The 18,168-nt window shown below is 67.3% G+C and carries 16 protein-coding genes and 1 pseudogene; 10 read left to right on the plus strand and 7 right to left on the minus strand.

Features of this window, described 5'->3' with window-relative positions:
* Window positions 1–3: 3 nt before the first annotated feature.
* The 3 genes from H7F35_RS14320 (at window position 4) to H7F35_RS14330 (ending at window position 2,465) form a co-directional block, all read left to right on the plus strand.
* Window positions 4–765 carry an amino acid ABC transporter permease gene (locus tag H7F35_RS14320; protein WP_187113495.1) on the plus strand — a complete coding sequence of 254 codons (762 nt, stop codon included), beginning with the start codon at window positions 4–6 and terminating at the stop codon, window positions 763–765.
* Window positions 766–846: 81 nt separating this feature from the next.
* Window positions 847–1,581 (plus strand): amino acid ABC transporter ATP-binding protein, encoded by a 735-nt coding sequence (locus H7F35_RS14325; protein WP_187114273.1) that lies wholly within the window; start codon window positions 847–849, stop codon window positions 1,579–1,581.
* 41 nt (window positions 1,582–1,622) lie between these two features.
* Window positions 1,623–2,465, plus strand: a complete 843-nt coding sequence (locus H7F35_RS14330) for an ABC transporter substrate-binding protein (RefSeq protein ID WP_222622025.1) — start codon at window positions 1,623–1,625, stop codon at window positions 2,463–2,465.
* A gap of 3 nt (window positions 2,466–2,468) precedes the next feature.
* Here H7F35_RS14330 and H7F35_RS14335 read toward each other — a convergent pair whose 3' ends face one another.
* Window positions 2,469–3,995 carry an amidase gene (locus H7F35_RS14335; protein ID WP_187113496.1) on the minus strand — a complete coding sequence of 509 codons (1,527 nt, stop codon included), beginning with the start codon at window positions 3,993–3,995 and terminating at the stop codon, window positions 2,469–2,471.
* A 26-nt stretch (window positions 3,996–4,021) separates the two neighbouring features.
* Entirely contained in the window at window positions 4,022–5,005 is a 984-nt protein-coding gene (locus H7F35_RS14340; RefSeq protein ID WP_187113497.1) for a Bug family tripartite tricarboxylate transporter substrate binding protein, read from the minus strand.
* Window positions 5,006–5,136: 131 nt separating this feature from the next.
* On the opposite strand from H7F35_RS14340, the gene H7F35_RS14345 reads away from it, so the two are divergent.
* Window positions 5,137–6,051: a LysR family transcriptional regulator gene (locus H7F35_RS14345; RefSeq protein WP_187113498.1), complete on the plus strand. Its 915-nt coding sequence runs from the start codon at window positions 5,137–5,139 to the stop codon at window positions 6,049–6,051.
* A gap of 12 nt (window positions 6,052–6,063) precedes the next feature.
* Here the strand turns inward: H7F35_RS14345 and H7F35_RS14350 are convergent, their stop codons facing one another.
* The 5 genes from H7F35_RS14350 to H7F35_RS14370 are packed head-to-tail and all read right to left on the minus strand — an operon-like array spanning window position 6,064 to window position 11,037.
* Window positions 6,064–7,029: a Bug family tripartite tricarboxylate transporter substrate binding protein gene (locus tag H7F35_RS14350; RefSeq protein WP_187113499.1), complete on the minus strand. Its 966-nt coding sequence runs from the start codon at window positions 7,027–7,029 to the stop codon at window positions 6,064–6,066.
* Window positions 7,030–7,057: 28 nt separating this feature from the next.
* Window positions 7,058–7,933: an amidohydrolase family protein gene (locus H7F35_RS14355; RefSeq protein WP_410010778.1), complete on the minus strand. Its 876-nt coding sequence runs from the start codon at window positions 7,931–7,933 to the stop codon at window positions 7,058–7,060.
* Window positions 7,930–9,111 carry a CaiB/BaiF CoA transferase family protein gene (locus H7F35_RS14360; protein WP_187113500.1) on the minus strand — a complete coding sequence of 394 codons (1,182 nt, stop codon included), beginning with the start codon at window positions 9,109–9,111 and terminating at the stop codon, window positions 7,930–7,932. Before H7F35_RS14360 ends, H7F35_RS14355 begins: the two co-directional genes overlap by 4 nt.
* A 22-nt stretch (window positions 9,112–9,133) precedes the next feature.
* The gene (locus H7F35_RS14365) at window positions 9,134–10,129 is read right to left on the minus strand and encodes a tripartite tricarboxylate transporter substrate binding protein (RefSeq protein ID WP_187113501.1); all 996 of its coding nucleotides are present in this window, start codon (window positions 10,127–10,129) and stop codon (window positions 9,134–9,136) included.
* 38 nt (window positions 10,130–10,167) lie between these two features.
* On the minus strand, window positions 10,168–11,037 hold the full coding sequence (locus H7F35_RS14370) for an HpcH/HpaI aldolase/citrate lyase family protein (protein WP_187113502.1): 870 nt from the start codon (window positions 11,035–11,037) through the stop codon (window positions 10,168–10,170).
* A 76-nt stretch (window positions 11,038–11,113) separates the two neighbouring features.
* Between H7F35_RS14370 and H7F35_RS14375 the strand changes: the two genes are divergently transcribed.
* From H7F35_RS14375 to H7F35_RS34770, 6 genes and pseudogenes are all read left to right on the plus strand, one after another.
* The gene (locus H7F35_RS14375) at window positions 11,114–12,004 is read left to right on the plus strand and encodes a LysR family transcriptional regulator (protein ID WP_187113503.1); all 891 of its coding nucleotides are present in this window, start codon (window positions 11,114–11,116) and stop codon (window positions 12,002–12,004) included.
* A gap of 132 nt (window positions 12,005–12,136) precedes the next feature.
* A complete protein-coding gene (locus tag H7F35_RS14380; RefSeq protein WP_187113504.1) occupies window positions 12,137–12,643 on the plus strand; it encodes a sigma-70 family RNA polymerase sigma factor in 507 nt (168 codons plus the stop codon).
* Window positions 12,640–13,671, plus strand: coding sequence for a FecR domain-containing protein (locus H7F35_RS14385; protein ID WP_222622026.1), 1,032 nt, complete (start codon window positions 12,640–12,642; stop codon window positions 13,669–13,671). Before H7F35_RS14380 ends, H7F35_RS14385 begins: the two co-directional genes overlap by 4 nt.
* A gap of 130 nt (window positions 13,672–13,801) precedes the next feature.
* Complete coding sequence (locus H7F35_RS14390; RefSeq protein WP_187113505.1) at window positions 13,802–16,336, plus strand: TonB-dependent siderophore receptor; 2,535 nt, start codon at window positions 13,802–13,804, stop codon at window positions 16,334–16,336.
* A gap of 336 nt (window positions 16,337–16,672) precedes the next feature.
* On the plus strand, window positions 16,673–17,395 hold the full coding sequence (locus H7F35_RS14395; protein WP_187113506.1) for a hypothetical protein: 723 nt from the start codon (window positions 16,673–16,675) through the stop codon (window positions 17,393–17,395).
* Window positions 17,396–18,145: pseudogene (locus H7F35_RS34770) on the plus strand (PepSY-associated TM helix domain-containing protein); the annotation flags it as partial. It lies immediately after the preceding gene.
* Window positions 18,146–18,168: the final 23 nt, after the last annotated feature.

The following is an 18,168-nucleotide window of genomic DNA, read 5'->3' on the forward strand; positions in this document are numbered from 1 at the left end:
GCCATGTACAGCATCTACGAAATCCTTCGCGACAACTGGCTGCTGCTGCTCGTCGGCCAGTACCCCAGCGGGCCGCTCGGCGGCATCGTCGCCACGCTGATCCTGTCGGTACTGGGCATCGTGCTGGCGTTTCCGCTGTCGGTGCTGCTGGCGCTCGCGCGGCTGTCGCCCTGGCGCCTGCTGCGCTGGCCGGCCACCGTGCTGGTGTACGTGGTGCGCGGCGTGCCGCTGCTGATGGTGATCCTGTGGGTCTACTTCCTGGTGCCCATCCTCATCGGGCGCGACGTGTCGGGCTTCACCACCATGCTGTGCACGCTGGTGATCTACGAAGGCGCCTACCTGTCGGAAGTGGTGCGGGCCGGCATCCAGGCACTGCCCAAGGGCCAGACCGAGGCGGCACGCGCGCTCGGCCACAGCCACCTGGGCACGATGTGGTTCGTGATCCTGCCGCAGGCGCTCTACAACATGCTGCCCAGCATGCTGAGCCAGTTCATCTCCACCATCAAGGAGACCACGCTGGGCTACGTCATCAACGTGCAGGAACTCACCTTCGCGGCCAACCAGATCAACAACCAGCTGCTGACCAAGCCGTTCCAGGTGTTCTTCATCCTGGCGATGACCTACTACGTCGTCTGCTTCAGCCTGACGCAGCTCGCGCAGTGGCTGGAGCGGCGCATCGCCCACAAGCGGCTCGGCGCGACTTCCGTGAAGACGCCCGAAGCCGGCGTTTCGCTGCCGCCGCCTCCGGTGGTGGTGAACCGGTGAGGCCGCGCCAGACGGCCATCGACAACAAGACCAGGAGACAGATCCATGAACCCCGTTCCACACCCCGCAGGGGATGACACCATGATCCTGTTCTCCAACATCAACAAGTGGTACGGCGATTACCAGGCGCTTGCCGACGTCAACGCCGAAGTGAAGAAGGGCGAGGTCGTGGTGGTCTGCGGGCCTTCGGGCTCCGGCAAGTCCACGCTGATCCGCACCGTCAACCGGCTGGAGGAAGTGAAGTCGGGGCAACTGCTGTTCGACGGCCACGACATCCACGCGCGCATGAGCAGCGTGGCGCTCAACAAGCTGCGCAGCCGCATCGGCTTCGTGTTCCAGAGCTTCAACCTGTTTCCGCATCTGTCGGTGCTGGAGAACATCATGCTGTCGCCCATGCGCGTGCTGGGCGTGAAGCGGGCCGAGGCAAAGGCAAGGGCGGCGCAGCTGCTCGAGCGTGTGGGCCTGTCGAACAAGGCCGGCGCGTACCCGGCCCAGTTGTCGGGCGGCCAGCAGCAGCGCGTGGCAATTGCCCGCGCGCTCGCCATGGAGCCGCCGGCAATGCTGTTCGACGAGCCCACCAGCGCGCTCGACCCCGAGATGGTGGGCGAGGTGCTGTCGGTGATGCGCAGCCTGGCCAACGACGGCATGACCATGATGTGCGTCACGCACGAAATGAACTTCGCCCGCGAGGTGGCCGACCGCGTCTGGTTCATGGACGCGGGCCGCATTCTCGAAAAGGCCGACCCCGAGACCTTTTTCAGCAGCCCGCAGCATCCGCGCGCGCAGCGCTTCCTGTCGGACTTGCGCGCGCACTGAGTCTTCGTTTTTTCTTCCTCGCATTCCTCCAGGAGTTCCCCATGTCGAACAGAACCGCTTTCCGTCTCGGCGCCATCGGCGCCTGTCTTTGCGCCATGTCTTTCGTGGCGCATGCCGACCAGTGGAGCGACATCAGCCAGCGCAAGGAACTGCGCTGCGGGACCTTCGCGGATGTGCCGCCGTTCGCGGCACCCGATCCGAAGACGCGCGAGATGGTGGGTCACGACGTCGACCTGTGCCATGCGTTGGCCAAGGAACTGGGCCTGACTGCCAAGGTCACGCCGCTGTCGGTGGAGGCGCGCGTGCCCGAAGTGAAGCTCGGCCGCGTCGACGTGACCATTGCCAACCTGGCCTACACCAAGAGCCGCGGCGAGCAGATCCAGTTCAGCGACCCGTACTACGTGGCCAAGGAAATGCTGGCGGTGAAGGCGTCCGACCCCGGCACCGCCAAGGCCGACTTCAAGGGCAAGCGCCTGAGCTCGACCAAGGGCTCGACGTCGGAAATGTCGATCAAGATGAACGGCTCGGAGCCGGTGACCTTCCAGGACACGGGCTCGGCCTTCATGGCGGTGCAGCAGAACAAGTCGGTCGGCATGGTGGCCAACACCATGACCATCACCAAGCTGGTCAATCAGTCGAAGACCGATGGCGTGGCGCTGAAGATGATCAAGGAGCCGATGGTGCTGCAGCCCGTCGGCATCGGCATGAAGAAGGACGAGCCGGTGCTGCTGGCAAAGGTGAACACGGCGCTCTATGCGCTGGAGAAATCGGGCGAGCTCGACAGGCTCTGGGCGAAGTGGCTCGGCCCGAACACCGAATACAAGATGGTGCGCGAAGAGAAGGTCACGCCGCTGGCCGACCTCAAGTTCGAACTGCTGCCCTGATCGTCAGACCGCCGAGACGGCGGCGGCACCCGACACGCCGCCAGACCAGACCGGCGGCGTCTTCACGATCGACGTGAGCGAAGGCTCGGCCGGGCGCAGGGTCGACAGGTCGGGGCGCGGCCGGCGCAGTTGCGCATCGCCGGCGAACGCCTTTTCCATCGCATGTGCCGCACCCAGCACCTGGTGGTCGGTCCTGAAGCCGCCCACGATCTGCAGGCCGAAGGGCATGCCCGCGTGGTCCACACCGCACGGCAGCGAGATCGCCGGATGCGTCGTCAGCGTGACCACGTAGGTCAGTGCCAGCCAGCGGTAGTAGTTCGCCTGCTTCTCGCCGTTGATGGTGTCGGCATAGAGCTGCGTCCACGGAAAGGGCGTCACCGGCGTGGTGGGCGAGAGCACGAGGTCGTAGTCGGCAAAGGTCGACTGGAATCGCTTGATGAGGCGCGTCTGCTCGGCCTGCGCCCAGGCGCTGTCGAGCAGGCTCATCCGCGCGCCCATTTCGTAGTTGGCGCGAGAGTTGGGCCCCAGGCTGTTCGGGTCGCGCTCGTAGGCAGCATGCATGCCCGCCACGAAGGCTTCGGCACGCAGCACGTCGAAGCAGCGGTGTGCTTCGCCAAGGTCGAGACTGATTTCATCGCAGCGCCGGAACAGGTGCTGCATCGCATCCATCTTGCGGCGCATCGTGGCGCGGATGCAGTCGTCCACCGCGCAGATGCCGAAGTCGTCGGTCCATGCCACGCGCAGCCGGCTGAGGTCGACGTCGAGCGGCTTGAGGAACGACAGCGGGTCCAGCGGGTAGCTCAACGGATCGCCCGCATGCATGCCGGCCGATGCCGCCATCTGCAGGCAGGCGTCTTCCACGGTGCGACCCATCGGACCGACGACGGAGATCGGTGTCCAGCCCAGCAGTTTTCGCACGCTCGGCACGATGCCCGGCGAAGGCCGGAAGCCGACCACGCCGCACATGGCCGCTGGAATGCGCAAGGAGCCGCCGGTGTCGGAGCCGGTGCACACCGGCAGCATGTCGCAGGCGAGGGCGGCCGCTGAACCACCGGAGGAGCCGCCGGCATTCAGGTTCGGATCGAAAGGGTTGCCGGTGGCGCCCCACACGTCGTTGCGCGAGTTGGCACCCGCGCCCATCTCGGGCACGTTGGTCTTGCCCGCCACGATGGCGCCGGCCTTGCGAAGTCGGGCCACCAGTTCGATGTCTTCCTGCGGCACGTGGTCGCGGTAGATCGACGAACCCCAGGTGGTGAGCAAACCCTCTGTGGGTTCGAGGTCCTTCACGCCGAGGGGCAGCCCGTGCAGCAGCCCCAGCGGGTCGCCCTGCATGACGGCAGCTTCCGCAGCCTCGGCCTCGGTCCTGGCGCGGTCGAAGCAGGTCGCGGTCACGGCGTTGACGAAGGGGTTCACCTGCTCGATGCGCGCGATGCAGGCTTGCAGCAGCTCGACCGGCGAGATCGCCTTGCTGCCGATCAGGCGGCGCAGTTCGACGGCGGATTGTTCGACGAGTTCTGTGGTGTTGGGCATGCGTGTCTTGTCTGCGTGTTCGCGGTTCAGTCGGCGGTGATGCCGGCGCGGGCCGCGACGGCACGCATCAGCGGCAATTCCCTGTTGATCAGTTCGCTCGCCGCGGCGGCATTGCTGTAGGCCGGCTCCAGGCCCTGGGCGTTCAGCTTGGCCCGCGTGTCGGGGTCGGCCATGGTGGCGGCCAGTGCCTTTTCGAGCCGGGCCTTGGTGTCGGCGGGCAGGCCCTTCGGCGCGGCCAGCATCAGCCAGGTGTCCATGTCGATGTCGGCATAGCCGCTCTCGGCCATGGTGGGCACGTCGGGCAGCAGGCTGGAGCGCCTGGCCGTGGTGAGGGCAATGGCCTTGATCTTGCCGCTCTTGAGCTGCGGGATGGCGGCGCTCACGGTGTCGATGCTGAAGGCAACCTGCCCGCCCATCAGGTCGGTCATGGCCGGCGCGCTGCCCTTGTAGGGAACGTGCGTCATCTTCAGGCCCGCCGCGTGCAGGATGGTCTCGCCCGCGAACTGCGCGGTGGTGCCGGTGCCGAACGAGGCGTAGGAATATTTTCCGGGCGATGCCTTCACGTAGTCCACGAACTGCCTGACGGTCTGCACCGGCACCGCGCTGTTCGCAAGCAGGACGAGCCCCGTGCGGCCGGCAATGCCGATCGGCTCGAAGCCCTTGACCGGGTCGTACGGAAGACTGGCGCGGATCGCGGGGTTGACGGTGAAGGTGGTGCCCGAACTCACGAGCAGCGTGTAGCCGTCCGGCGTCGCCTTCGAAACGTAGCTGGCGCCGATGATCGTTCCGGCGCCGGCACGGTTCTCGATGACGACGGGCTGGCCAAGCTCCTTGCCCAGCCGCTGGGCAATGATTCGTCCGTTCACATCGGTCGCGCCGCCCGGCGGAAAGGGGATCACGAGCGTGACCGGCCGCGATGGAAAACCGGACTCCGAGGCAGCGGCAAAAACCGGCGAGAGCCCAAGGCAGAACGTCAGCGCCAAGCCGAGCAACGGGGGGAGTTTCTTCATGCGGGGTGCTCCTGAGAAAACTCATCCTAGGAGCGGGACTCGGCTGCCACAAGCGCAATGTTTAGAATTGTGGATTGCCAAAATGGCAATCCACACGGCGCGTTGCCTGCGGTGCCGCCAACAGAAATTTCATGCGACTTCATGCCCTGCAAGAGACCGCGGTCCGCTACTTTCTCGAGGTGGTGAAAGCCGGCTCGGTGAAGGACGCGGCGCTCAAGCTCAATGTCGCGCCCTCGGCCGTGAGCCGGCAGGTGGCACGACTGGAGCGCGAACTCGACACGCTGCTGTTCGAGCGCCACGCGCGCGGCATGGTGCCCAATGCGGCTGGCGAACTGCTGGCGGCGCATGCCAGGCGAACGCAACAAGACATCGAGCGGGTCGCGAGCGACATCGCAGGCTTGCGCGGCCTGCGCAGCGGGCATGTGCGCGTGGCGAGCACCGAGGGCTTTGCCTTCGACTTCCTGCCGACGCTGATTGCCCGCTTTCGCGACAAGCACCAGGGAATCCGTTTTCACCTGGAGGTCTGCTCGCCCGGCGAGATATCCCGGCGGATTCGTGACGGCGAAGCGGATGTGGGGATCACCTTGAGCGCGGTGTCCGAGCCCGGCATCAAGATCGAGCTGCGCCATCCCAGCCCCATCCTGGCGGTGATGGCGAAGAACCATCCGCTGGCGGCGCAACGACAACTGTCTCTGCGGCAGGTGGTGGCCTATCCGCTGGGACTGCCGTTGCAAGACAGCTCGCTCAGGCAGTTGTTCGACATCAGCTGCAGCAGGCAGGGGCTGCAGTACGTCCAGGCCATGTCCAGCAACCACGCGAATGCGCTGGTGAGCTTTGCGGCCGCGGGTGGCGGCAGCATCGCCTTCTATGGTGCGCTGTCGCTGCGCACGCGCCTTCAGACCAAGGCGCTGGTCGCCATTCCACTGAAGGACCGGGAGATGAACGAGCGCCACCTGGAGGTCGAGACGCTGGCTGGCCGGTCGCTGCCGGATGCGGGGAAGGCGTTCGTGCAGTTCCTGACCGATGCCATCAAGGCTGCTGCCTGATGGCCCGTCGAATCAATCGACCCGGATATTGCGCGCACGCACCAGCGCGCTGACCCGGCCGGTTTCCTCCCGCACGAATTTCGAGAACGCCTCGGGCGTCGTGCCGGCGGGTTCCAGACCGAGCTGAAGCAGCTTCTGCCGCACCTTGGGTTCGTCGACCGCCGCCTGCACCGCCTTGCCGAGCTTCTGCACGATGTCGGGCGGCGTGCCCTTGGGAAGAAACACGCCGTTCCATTCGACGACGTTGTAGCCCGGCAGGCCCGACTCGGCGAGCGTCGGTGTGTCCGGCAAGGCGGGCACGCGCCGGGCCGAACTCACGGCCAGCGCACGCAGCTTGCCCGACTGCACGTAGCCGAGGGTCGATGCCGCGTTGCCGAAGTAGGCCGACACCTGCTCGCCCATCACGTCGGTCAGCGCGGGCGCGCCGCCCTTGTAGGGCACATGCATCAGGTTGATCTTCGCCTGCTCGTTCAGCGCTTCACCGGCAAGGTGCGAGCCGGTGCCGCCGCCCGCCGAGGCAAAGCTCAGCTTGCCGGGGTTCTTGCGCGCGAAGTCCAGGAACTGCGCCACCGTCCTGTACGGCGCGGTGGCGGGCACCACGAGGATCTGCGGCGCGGTGGCCACCAGCGACACCGGAATGAAGTCCTTCGCCGCGTCGAAGGGCAGCTTGCGCAGCGACGGATTGACCGAGAACGCCGACGCGTCGTAGAGCACCGTGTAGCCATCGCCCGGCGCCTTGGCCACATTGTCGGCACCGATCACGCCGCCCGCGCCGGGTTTGTTGTCGATGATGATCTGCTGGCCCAGCGCCATGCTCATCTGCTGCGCGACGATGCGCGCGGTGTTGTCGGCACCGCCGCCCGCGGCGTACGGCACCACCATGCGGATCGGCTTGTCGGGCCATGCGGCCCAGCCCAGCAGCGGCATGCAGGCGGCCAGCGCCGCGATCGATGCCAGGACGCGTCTTCTTCTCTTCATTCGGATGTCTCGTTCGTTCTTTGTGGTTTCAGGAAAAGTCGTAGAGCCGCGCCGGGTTGTCGACCAGCACGCGGTGGCGCGTGGCCGCATCGGGCACCCACTGGCTCAGCAGGTCGAACAGCACCGCGTCGTCGGGCTTGGTCACGGGCTCCGTCGGGTGTGGCCAGTCGCTGCCCCACACCACGCGCTCGGGTGCCTGTCGTACCCAGGCCTGCGCGATAGCGGTCGTGTCGGCATAGCCGCCTGCGGCGCCAGTCTTCGAGTCGAGGTAGGCGCCCGACAGCTTGATCCACGCGTGGCCGTTGTCGCGCAGCCGGCTGACGACGCCGAACGCGGGATGCGATGGCGCATCGGGCAACGGCAGCCGCGCGAGATGGTCGAAGACGACGGTGCAGGGCAGGCGCGACAGCAAGGCCGCGTGCGCCGCGATCTGGTCGGCGCTCCAGTGCAGTTGCACATGCCAGCCCAGCGCGTGCACGCGTTGCGCCAGGGGCTCGACCATGGCGAAATCGGTCGCCGCATGCGTGGGCGTGTAGAGCGTGAAGCGGATGCCGCGAATGCCGCCCGCGTGCAGGCGTTCGAGTTCGGCATCGGTCACTTCGGGCCGGACGACCGCGATGCCTCGCGCTTGCGTCGGGCCGAGCGATTGGATGGCCGCCAGTGTCACGCTGTTGTCGGTGCCGTGGACGCGCGGCTGCACGACGACCGTGCGCTGTGTGCCGATGCGCTGCTGCAGCAGGCGGTAGTCGTCGACGGTGGCGCCGTCGACCATGGCATCCGGTGAGCCGAACTGCGCGAAGCGGCGGTCGTAGACATGCATGTGCGCGTCGCAGGCACCCGCCGGCGCCACGCTGACGGGCTTGTGCGTGCCGCTGCTGTGCGGATACGCGGCGCTCATGTTCATGGGGCCTTGCGCGTCGCCAGCACCGCATCGGTGTGCTGCCCCAACGTCGGAGCGGCAAAGGGCTCGGGGCCGGGCGTGCGGCCGAACTGCACCGGGCGGGTGAAGCCGCGGTAGGTGCCGAGCGTGGGGTGCGCGAAAGTCGCCACCATGTCTTCGGCCAGCACCTGCTCGTTGTCGAACATGTCCTCAACCGTGCGCGCGGCCGAGCAGGGCACGTCTTCGCCGAACAGCGCCTCCCATTCGAGCGCGGTGCGCGTGGCCAGCGCGGCGCGCAGCCTCGGCACGATCTCGGCGAAATGCTGCGCGCGCTTGCGCACCGAGTCGTAGCGCTCGTCGGCCGCGAGTTCGGGCAAGCCGACCTTGGCGCACAGCGCCTGCCAGAAATGCGGCGTGTTGGCCGAGATGTAGAGGTAGCCCTCGCGGGTGGGGTGCAGGCCGGTGATGCCGCCCGAGCGCATGTCGCGCCCCACGTCCTTCGGCTCGCCCTCGGCCCACACCATGCGGGCCGACTGCATCGTGAGTGCGGAGCGCAGCAGTGACACGCCGACGTACTGGCCCTGGCCGCTCTTCTCGCGCTCGTACAGCGCGGAGGCCACGCCGGCAGCCACCAGCGCGGCCGCGTAGTAGTCGACCACCGAGCCGTAGAGAATCTCGGGCGCTTCGCCGCGCTTGCCTTGCAGCACGCACATGCCGGTCATGGTCTGCAGCACCTGGTCGTAGCCCGCCTTCTCGCGCAGCGGCCCGGTCTCGCCGTAGCCGGTGACGCTGCAATAGATCAGGCGCGGGTTGACGGTCTTCAATTGGTCGTATGCGATGCCCAACCGGGGCGGCACGCTGGGCCGGAAGTTGTGCACCAGCACGTCGGCCGTGCGCACCAGCGCCATCAGTGCGGCGAGGTCGTCCGCATTCTTCAGGTCGAGCACCGCGCCGAGCTTGCTGCGGTTGACGCCGATGAACGCGCGGCTCTCGGCTTCCAGCGTCGACGGGTACTTGCGCAGGTTGTCGCCGGTGGGTGGCTCGATCTTGATGACTTCCGCACCCTGGTCGGCCAGCAGCGAGCAGCCGTACGGGCCCGCGATGTAGGCGCTCAGATCGAGCACGCGCAGGCCGCTCAACGGCCCGGCCGGGCCGCTGCGCGCAGGCAGGCGTGTGTGGTCGTCGGGGGCGTCGAGGCTCATGGATCGTTCTTTCTATCTATCTTCAGTCGGCGGTGATGTTCTGTTGCCGGGCCAGCGTCTTCCATCGCGCCACGTCATCGGCGATGACGGTGCCGAACTGCGCCGGCGTGAGCGGCGTGGCAATGGCGCCTTCGCGCAGGAAGTTGGCAGTGATGGCGGGCTTGGCCAGGATGCGGTTGACGGCGCTGTTGAGTTTGGCGACCACATCGGGCGGCGTGCCGGCAGGCGCCAGCAGGCCCCACCAGAGTTCGAATTCGTAGCCCGGCACCGCAGTGGACATCGGCGTGAGTTCGGGTGCGATCGGGCTGGCCTTCAGGCTCGTGATGCCGACGGCGCGCAGCTTGCCTGCACGCACCATCGGCAGCAGCGATGGGCCGCTGGAGACCAGCAACTGCGTCTGGTTGCCGATCAGGTCGGTCACGGCCGGGCCCATGCCCTTGTAGGGGATGTGCGCGATCTGCAGGTCGCCCACCTTGGCCTTGAGCAGCTCGGTGCCGAACTGGTTGACGCTGCCGGAGCCCGACGACGCGTAGTTGTATTGACCCGGCTTGGCCTTGATGGCGGCGATCAGCTCGGCCGGCGTCTTCGCCGGAAAGTCGTTGTTGACCGCGACGATGAACGGACCCTTGGCGAACATGGCCACGGGTGCGAATCCCTTGACCGGATCGAACGGCAATTTCGACTGCACGGCCGCGTTGGTCGTCATGCTCGAAGACACCGCCACCAGCAGGTAGCCATCGGGCGTGGCCTTGGCGACCTGCGCGGTGCCGGTGTTGCCGCTCGCGCCGGGGCGGTTGTCGATGATCACCGGCTGCTTGAGTTCGTCTCCCAGTTCCTTGGCCACCTGGCGCGCGAAGGTGTCGTTCGAGCCGCCCGCCGGGTAGGGCACGACGATGGTGATGGCCTTGGCGGGGTAGGCGGCCTGCGCGAAGGCGTTGCCGCCTGGCAGGCAGCCGGCGGTGAGCGTGGCCACCGCGAGCCCGAGCGCGCGCAGTCGATGGGATGAGGGAATGTGCATGTGTCTTGTCTCCTGGTTTTTTTCTTGAAGCGAGAGGCTCAGCCCGGCAGCAGGCCGAGGCTGCGCGCGCTCGCGACGATGGCGCGCGCGCGGATCACGAACGGGATGTCGATCATTTTTCCGTCCACGACATAGGCGCCCACGCCTTTCGCGTCGGCGTCGCGGGCGGCCTCGACCACCTTGCATGCGTGCGCGATTTCTTCGTCGGTCGGGCGGAACACCTCGTTGGCGATCGCGATCTGGCTCGGATGGATGCAGGTCTTTCCCAGAAAGCCGAGGTTGCGCGACAGCATGGCCTCGGCGCGGAATCCTTCGGCGTCGCGGATGTCGGCGAAGGCGCCGTCGTAGGCGTAGATGCCTGCTTCGCCGGCGGCGATGCGCATCGCGAACATCGCCTGCTGGATGGCAGCCGGCTCGCGTCGTGCAATGCCCAGCGGCTCGAACAGGTCGCCCAGGCCCAGTTGCAAACCTGCCACGCGCGAATGGGCCATTGCGAGCTGCGACGCCGTGCGCAAGGCAGCGGGCGTCTCGATGTTCAGCAGCAGGCCGACGGGCGCGTGCACGCCGTTGGCGTGTTCGGCGCGCTCGATCGCTTCGACCGCGGCGCGCACATGCGCGGGGCTTGCCGGCTTCGGCAGGTTGATCAGGTGCACGCCGGGCTGGACCGCCGCTGCCACGTCGCGCTCGAAGTGCGGTGTGTCCATGGCGTTGACGCGAACGATCAGCGTCTTGCCCGATGCGACGGCCTCACTGCCTTGCAGCAGTTGTCGCACGGTGTTGCGTGCCTCGTCCTTGCGCGGCTCGGAGACCGCGTCTTCCAGGTCGAGGCAGATGCCATCGGCCGCGCTGCCCAATGCCTTGGCGAACAACTCGGGGCGCGTTCCGGGAACGAACAGTTTGCTTCTCATGCACCGCAGTGTGTGCAGTTCATGAGATTAGAAAAACATATGCTCTCTATGATCAGATGATAGGAAATATATCTTCATGGAAACGACCTACCTGCACAGCTTTCTCCTGGTGGTGGAATCGGGCTCGATGTCGGAGGCCGCTCGCCGACTCGACCTGACGCCGGCGGCGGTGGCCCAGCAGATCCGCACGCTGGAGCGCGAACTCAATGCGCCGTTGCTGGCGCGCGCCGGCCGCACGGTGCAACCCACCGAGGCGGGGCATCAGCTGGTGCAGCGTGCGCGCAATCTGCTGCGGGAGGTGGGCGACATCAAGGCGCTGCTGGGCAGCGACGCGGCGGGTGGTGAACTGCTCATCGGCACCATCAACACGGCCATCCACAGCCTGTTGCCGGACATCCTCGCGCGCTTCGTGAAGACGCACCCGGGCGCCAAGGTCTTCCTGCAATCGGGCACGACGGCCACGCTCTACAAGGCGGTACAGCAGGGCGAGCTCGACGCGGCCGTGTGCCTCTACCCGCCCTATGTGCTCGCCAAGACCTTCGACTGGTCGTTGCTGCGCGAAGAGCCGCTGGTGCTGCTGGTGCCGAGCCGTCTTGCGCGGCGCGATCCGCATGAGCTGCTGAGAACGTCGCCGCTCATCCGCTACGACCGCAACCTCGGCGGTGGCAAGCAGGCCGACCGTTATCTGCGCGCCGCGGGCATCGTGCCGCAGGAGCGCTTCGAACTCAGTTCGCTGCTGGCCATCGCGATGATGGTCGACCGGGGCCTGGGCGTCTCGCTGGTGCCCGACATCGCATCGCCGCTCCTGGAAGGCCAGCGCGTGACGAAGATCCAGTTGCCGCTGCCGTCGGAACCGCGGCGCTTCGGCATCCTGTGGCAGCGTGCGTCGCCGCGCCTGCGGTTGATCCAGGGCTTTGTCGAAAGCGCCGAGATCGTTGTCTCCGCGAAGGGGCCGGCGCGCAGGTGAGGCCGCGGCGATCGCCCTGCGGACTGAAGGGAAGACAACAGGCATCCATCCGCAGCCATGAGGTCTTTTGTATAATTGAGAACGGTTCTTATTAACTTCTGACTGCGGCTTGACCGGCTGCCTGGGAATGCCATGTCGGCCGCCGAGTTCGCGTTGCAGCATCAAGTGAAGGCGTTGTACAGCGACCATCACGGGTGGCTGCATGCGTGGCTGCGCCGGAAGCTGGGCTGCTCGCACAACGCCGCCGACCTTGCACACGACACCTTCGTGCGCGTGCTGAGCAAGCAGGAGCCCGTGGCGCCCGCCGAGCCCCGCGCGTACCTGGCGACCATCGCCCACGGGCTGGTGGTCGACTTCCACCGGCGTCGCGCGCTCGAGCGGGCCTACCTCGACACGCTGGCCGCGCTGCCCGAACCGCAGATGCCCTCGCTCGAAGCACGCGCCATCGTGCTCGAAGCCCTCACGGCCATCGACGCCATGCTCGATGGCATGAAGCCGGCCGTGCGGCAGGCCTTCATCCTTTCGCAGCTCGACGGACTCACCTACGCCGAGATCGCCAGGCGCCTGGGCGTGACGGTGCGCACGGTCAACAACTACATGCTCAAGGCGATCGAGCACTGCTACCTGCTGGCGCCGTGAGAACGCAGCAGCCCGAATTGGCGGCCAACGCGCGCGACATCCGCCCGCCAGCCCGCACCGAACTCGAAGTGCGCAAGGAGGCGGTTGCCTGGTACGCGCGCCTGTGCTCGGGCGATGCACTGGAGGCAGACGAGGCCGCGTGGCAACGCTGGCACCAACAGCACCCCGATCACCAGCGGGCCTGGCAACGGCTCGAATCGATCCAGGCCACCCTGCGGCGCGTACCCGGGCCCATCGCCGCATCCACGCTGCGCGCGGCCCGGCCCGACCGGCGCAATGTGTTGCGCGGCATCGGCGTCGTGGCATCGGGCGGTGCGCTGGCGTACCTCTCGTGGCAAGCGACCGACGTGCAAGGCGGCTGGCGTTCGTGGCTGGCCGACCATCGCACGGGCACCGGCGAGCAGCAGTCCGTCGAGTTGGCAGACGGCTCGAAGCTGCTGCTGAACACGCGCACATCCGTCGATGTGGCAATGAGCGCTTCGAGCCGGCTCGTCCGGCTGCGGGAGGGCGAGATCCTGGTCGAGACCGCGAAGCACCGAGGGCTGCGCACCGCTGCGCAGGCGGACACGCGGCCTTTCGTGGTCGAGACCGAAGGCGGCCGCATCGTCGCGCTCGGCACCCGCTTCACGGTTCGGCGCGATGGCGACCGGACGGCCGTGACCGTGCTGGAAGACGCCGTCGAGATCCGCGCCTTCGAAGCGTCCGGTCAGGCCATCGTGCTGCGCGCCGGCCAGCAGGTCGACTTCGTTCGTGGCCGCATCGACGCGCCCCGGCCGGCCGATCCCGCTTCCGCCGAATGGGCGCAGGGCAGCCTCGTGGTGAACGACTGGCGGCTGGGCGACGTGGTGGCCGAGCTGTCGCGCTACCGCCGCGGCCGGCTCGCCTGCGACCCCGCGGTGGAGGACATCCGGGTATCGGGCGCATTCCCGGTCCAGGACACCGACAAGGCGCTGGCGGTGATCGCCCGCTCGTTCCCGGTGCGTGTGTCCGCCATGACGCGCTACTGGGTCACGCTGGGCCCGCTCTGAGCTTGCGGGCGCATCGCATCCGTTCGCTTTCTTCCAAATTCTTTTCGTTCCGGCTTTCATCTTTTTCGATCTCGTTCGGCCTACCAGAGAAGACGCCATACACCGAACCCTGTGCCGAAGGAGAACCTGAATGTCCGAGAACCCGTCACGCCGCGATCGCGCGCGTGAACCCTTTGCTCTCTTGCCCACTGCGCATGCCGTGCACAAGGCCCTGCTGTGCCTGTTCGCCGCCGTGGCCCTGCCCGCCGCGGCATGGGCTGCCGAGCCCGCTGCCGGCCCTGCGGCAACGCGTGCGCAGAACCAGCCCGCCAAGACCTACCGCATCGATGCGGGCCCGCTGTCGTCGGTGTTGGGGCGCTTCGCGGCCGCCGCCGGCGTGGCACTGTCGTTCGACCCTGCCAGCACCCGCACGCTGAATTCCGGTGGCATCCAGGGCAGCTACACGGTGCAGGCGGGCTTTGCCGCCCTGTTGGCCGGCACCGGGCTCGAAGCCGTGGAAGGCGGTGTGGGCGAGTTCACCTTGCGCAAGGCCGTGCCGGCGCCGCAAGCGGCCGCATCCAACAGCGAGGCCGATACCGAAGCAGACGGCACCCTGCCCGCCGTGCGCGTGGTGGCTCGCGCCGCGCCCGCGCCTTCCGATGCGGACGACCGCTACCAGCCGACGCCCGATGCATCGACCCTGCGCACCACCGCGCCGGCGCTCGACATTCCGCAGGTGGTCAATGTGGTGCCGGCCCAGGTGATCCGCGACCAGCGTCCGCGCAACATCGACGATGCACTGGCGAACGTCAGCGGCATCAACCAGGGCAACACCCTGGCCAGCACGCAGGACACCATCATGAAGCGCGGTTTCGGTGGCAACCGCGACGGATCGATCATGCACAACGGCATGCCGCTGGTGCAGGGCCGCGGCATGAACGCGGCGGCCGAGAGCGTCGAAGTACTCAAGGGGCCGTCGTCGCTGCTGTACGGGATCATGGACCCGGGCGGCGTGATCAACGTGGTCAGCAAGAAGCCGCAACTGCGCCAGCGCACGGCGGTGTCGCTGCTCGGCTCGGGCTATGCGAACGGCCGAACCGGCACCGGCGCCACGCTCGACACCACCGGCCCCATCGGCGAGAACGGGCTGGCCTACCGGCTGATCGTCGATCACGTCGACGAAGACTACTGGCGCAACTTCGGCACGCACCGCGAGACCCTCGTCGCGCCGTCGCTCGCCTGGTATGGCGACGACACGCAGGCCGTGCTCTGGTATGAGTACCGCAAGTACGTCACGCCCTTCGACCGTGGCACCGCGCTCGACCCGCGCACCCAGCGCCCGCTGAATCTTCCGAAGACGCAGCGGCTCGATGAGCCGTTCAACGAGATGCGCGGCGAAACCCACCTGGGCCAGCTCTCGGTCGACCACCAGTTCGGCGGCGGCTGGGCCGGCCACCTGAACCTCAGCTACAACCGCGAGACCTACGACGCCAACCAGCTGCGCGTGAACGGCCTGAACGCCACGCGCGGCACGCTCACCCGCAGCAACGACGCGACGCACGGCGCCCTGAGCACCGACAGCTACGGCACCGCCTATGTCGACGGCAGCGTCCAGCTGGCGGGCATGCGGCACGACCTGCAGTTCGGCGTGGACGCCGAGTACCGCAAGATCTACCGCGCCGACCTGCTGCGCCAGGCCACCACGCGCACCTTCAGCTACCTGTTCCCGATGTACGGCCTCGAGCTGCCTTCGAGCACCGTGTCGGCCAGCGACAGCGACCAGACCGACAAGCTCCACAACCAGTCGCTGTTCTTCCAGGACTCGATCCACCTGAGCGACAAGTGGATCGCCGTCGCCGCCTTGCGCTACCAGGCGTGGACGCAGACAGCGGGGCGCGGCCGGCCGTTCAAGGTCAACACCGACACCGATGGTTCCAAGGTGCTGCCGCGCGTCGGGCTGGTCTACAAGTGGAGCGACACCGTGTCGCTGTACGGCAGCTACACGCAGTCGCTCAAGCCGGCATCGACCATCGCGCCGCTGTCGAGCGGCTTCGTCCTCGACTCGGCGGTGCAGCCGGAAACCGCCAAGTCGTGGGAGTTCGGCGCCAAGCTCGACATGCCGGGCGGCGTCACCGGCACTGTGGCGCTGTTCGACATCCACAAGAAGAACGTGCTCGTGTCGCAGTTCAACGACGTGACCAAGCTGACCGACTGGCGCACCTCGGGCGCCGCGCGCTCGCGTGGCCTCGAAATCGACTTCGCGGGCCAGCTCGGCAAGCGCTGGAGCGCCATCGGCAGCTATGCCTTTGTCGATGCGAAGACCACCCAGGACCCGCTGTACGCGGGCAACCGGCTCTGGAACGTGGCACGCCAGACCGCCTCGATCTCGGCCGTGTACGACGCCGGCCAGGTGTTCGGCGGCGAAGGTCGGCTGCGCCTGGGTGCGGGTGCGCGCTACGTCGGCAAGCGCGCGGGCGACTCCGCCAACAGCTTCGAGCTGCCGGCCTACACCACGGTCGATGCTTTCGCCACGTACGACACGCGCATGTACGGGCGCAAGGTGAAGTTCCAGCTCAATGTGAAGAACCTGTTCGACAAGACCTACTACCCGTCGGCGGTCAATACCTACTTCATCTCGGTGGGCGATGCGCGCCAGGTGTCGCTGTTGACCACCTTCGAGTTCTGACATGGAAACCTGCTTTTCCGTTCGTCTCGTTGTGCGTTTTGAGCGCTGCTGTTGTTCAGGGCGACGCTCACGCCGACACGGTGCTCTTTTTCGCGAATGTCCCCCGCTTCGCTCCTCCTTTATTTCGCGAAAAAGAGCCCCGTATCGACGTGAGCGCTCAGAGCGGTTGTTGATCGGCGATCACCAGCAGCGTGCCCAGGTGCGAATGGCACCGGGTGCTCCCCGCAGCGAAATAAAGGAGGAGCGAAGCGGGGGACATTCGCACAGGGGAGCACCCGGTGTCATTCGCACTCGCCCTGAACAGCAGCGTCCCTAACAAAAGCACCACGATCAATCATGCATATCTCACGCCGAACCGCCTCCTTCCTCATCGCATGCGGCCTGCTGGCCGGCCTGCATGCCGCACAGGCGGCCGAACCCGCTGCGGCCACCGCAGGCAAAGGGCGCAAGGTCGTGCTGCTGGTGCAGCGCGACGGACCGAACCTGCCGGTCGATGAAAAGATCCGGCAGCACCTCGAATCGCGCGGCTACGTCGTCACGCTGCAGGACCAGTCGGCCAACCCCGCAGTGGCGACCGGCTCGGACCTCGTCGTCATCTCGTCCACCGTCGCAGCCAAGGACGTGAGCGGCGCGTGGCGCCAGTTGCCCGTGCCCTTGCTCACCTGGGAGAACGACCTGCTGGACGACCTCGCGATGACCGGCAAGCGGCACGACATCGACTTCGGCGAAGCCCCCAAGGAGCGCTACCTCTGGATCGTGAACGCCCCGCATCCGATGGCCGCGGGGCTCGCCGCCGGCGTGAACAACGTCTACGTCAAGCAGGCGGCCATGAGCTGGGGCAAGCCCGGCCTTGGCGCCACCACCATCGCCACGCTCTACGGCCAGCCCGAGAAGGCGGCGATCTTCGGCTACGAGAAAGGCGCGACGATGGACTACGAGTCGCTCGCCCCGGCGCGCCGGGTGATGTTCTTCCTGGACAACGACACCTTCGCCAACCTCGCGCCCTCGGGGCGGCAACTGTTCGACGCGGCGATCGATTGGGCCGTGGGTGCGCGATAAATGAAATTCCCGGGACTGCGCCAGATCTGGTTCCAGTTGCATTGGCTGATCGGCATCACGGCCGGCACGGTGCTGGTCGTGATCGGCCTGAGCGGCGCGGTCCTTTCGTTTCATGAAGAGCTGCTCGATGCGATGAATCCGGGCGGGCGCGAAGTGCCCGTGCAGGCCGCGCGCATGCTCACGCCGCCGCAACTGCTCGGCGCCGTGCGGCAAGTCTTCGGCGAACGGCAGGTCGGCACGCTCACCGTGTTCGCGGCACCGGGCGCCGCGGCCCGCGTCATCTTCGCGCCACCCAAGGGCGAGCGGCGCGGCGAGACCGTCTACCTCGATCCGTATTCGGGCGCCGCACTCCCGCCACTCGTGGGCGCGGATTTTTTCGAGTGGGTCGAGGAACTGCATCGGTGGCTGCTGCTGCCGCGCGAGCAGGGCAAGACGACGGCCGGCGTGCTGGCCGGTGGCCTGTTGCTGCTGTCGCTCTCGGGCCTGTACCTGCGATGGCCGCGCCGGCCGCTCGACTGGCGCGCATGGTTTACCTTCGACACAGCCCTCAAGGGCCGTTCCTTCTTGTGGGGCCTGCATTCGGTGCTCGGTACCTGCGCGCTGCTGATGTACCTGGTGCTCACCACCACCGGCATGTACTGGGCCTTCGATGCATTGCGCGATACCGTCGACATGATGGTGGGCGGCGCGCGAACGGCCGCGCGTCCGGCGGCCGATGCGGCGGCACCGCGCGTGCGCAATATGGCGCGCGCGGACGCTGGCGCGGTCGACAT

The organism is Variovorax sp. PAMC26660, assembly GCF_014302995.1.
GTDB lineage: Bacteria > Pseudomonadota > Gammaproteobacteria > Burkholderiales > Burkholderiaceae_C > Variovorax.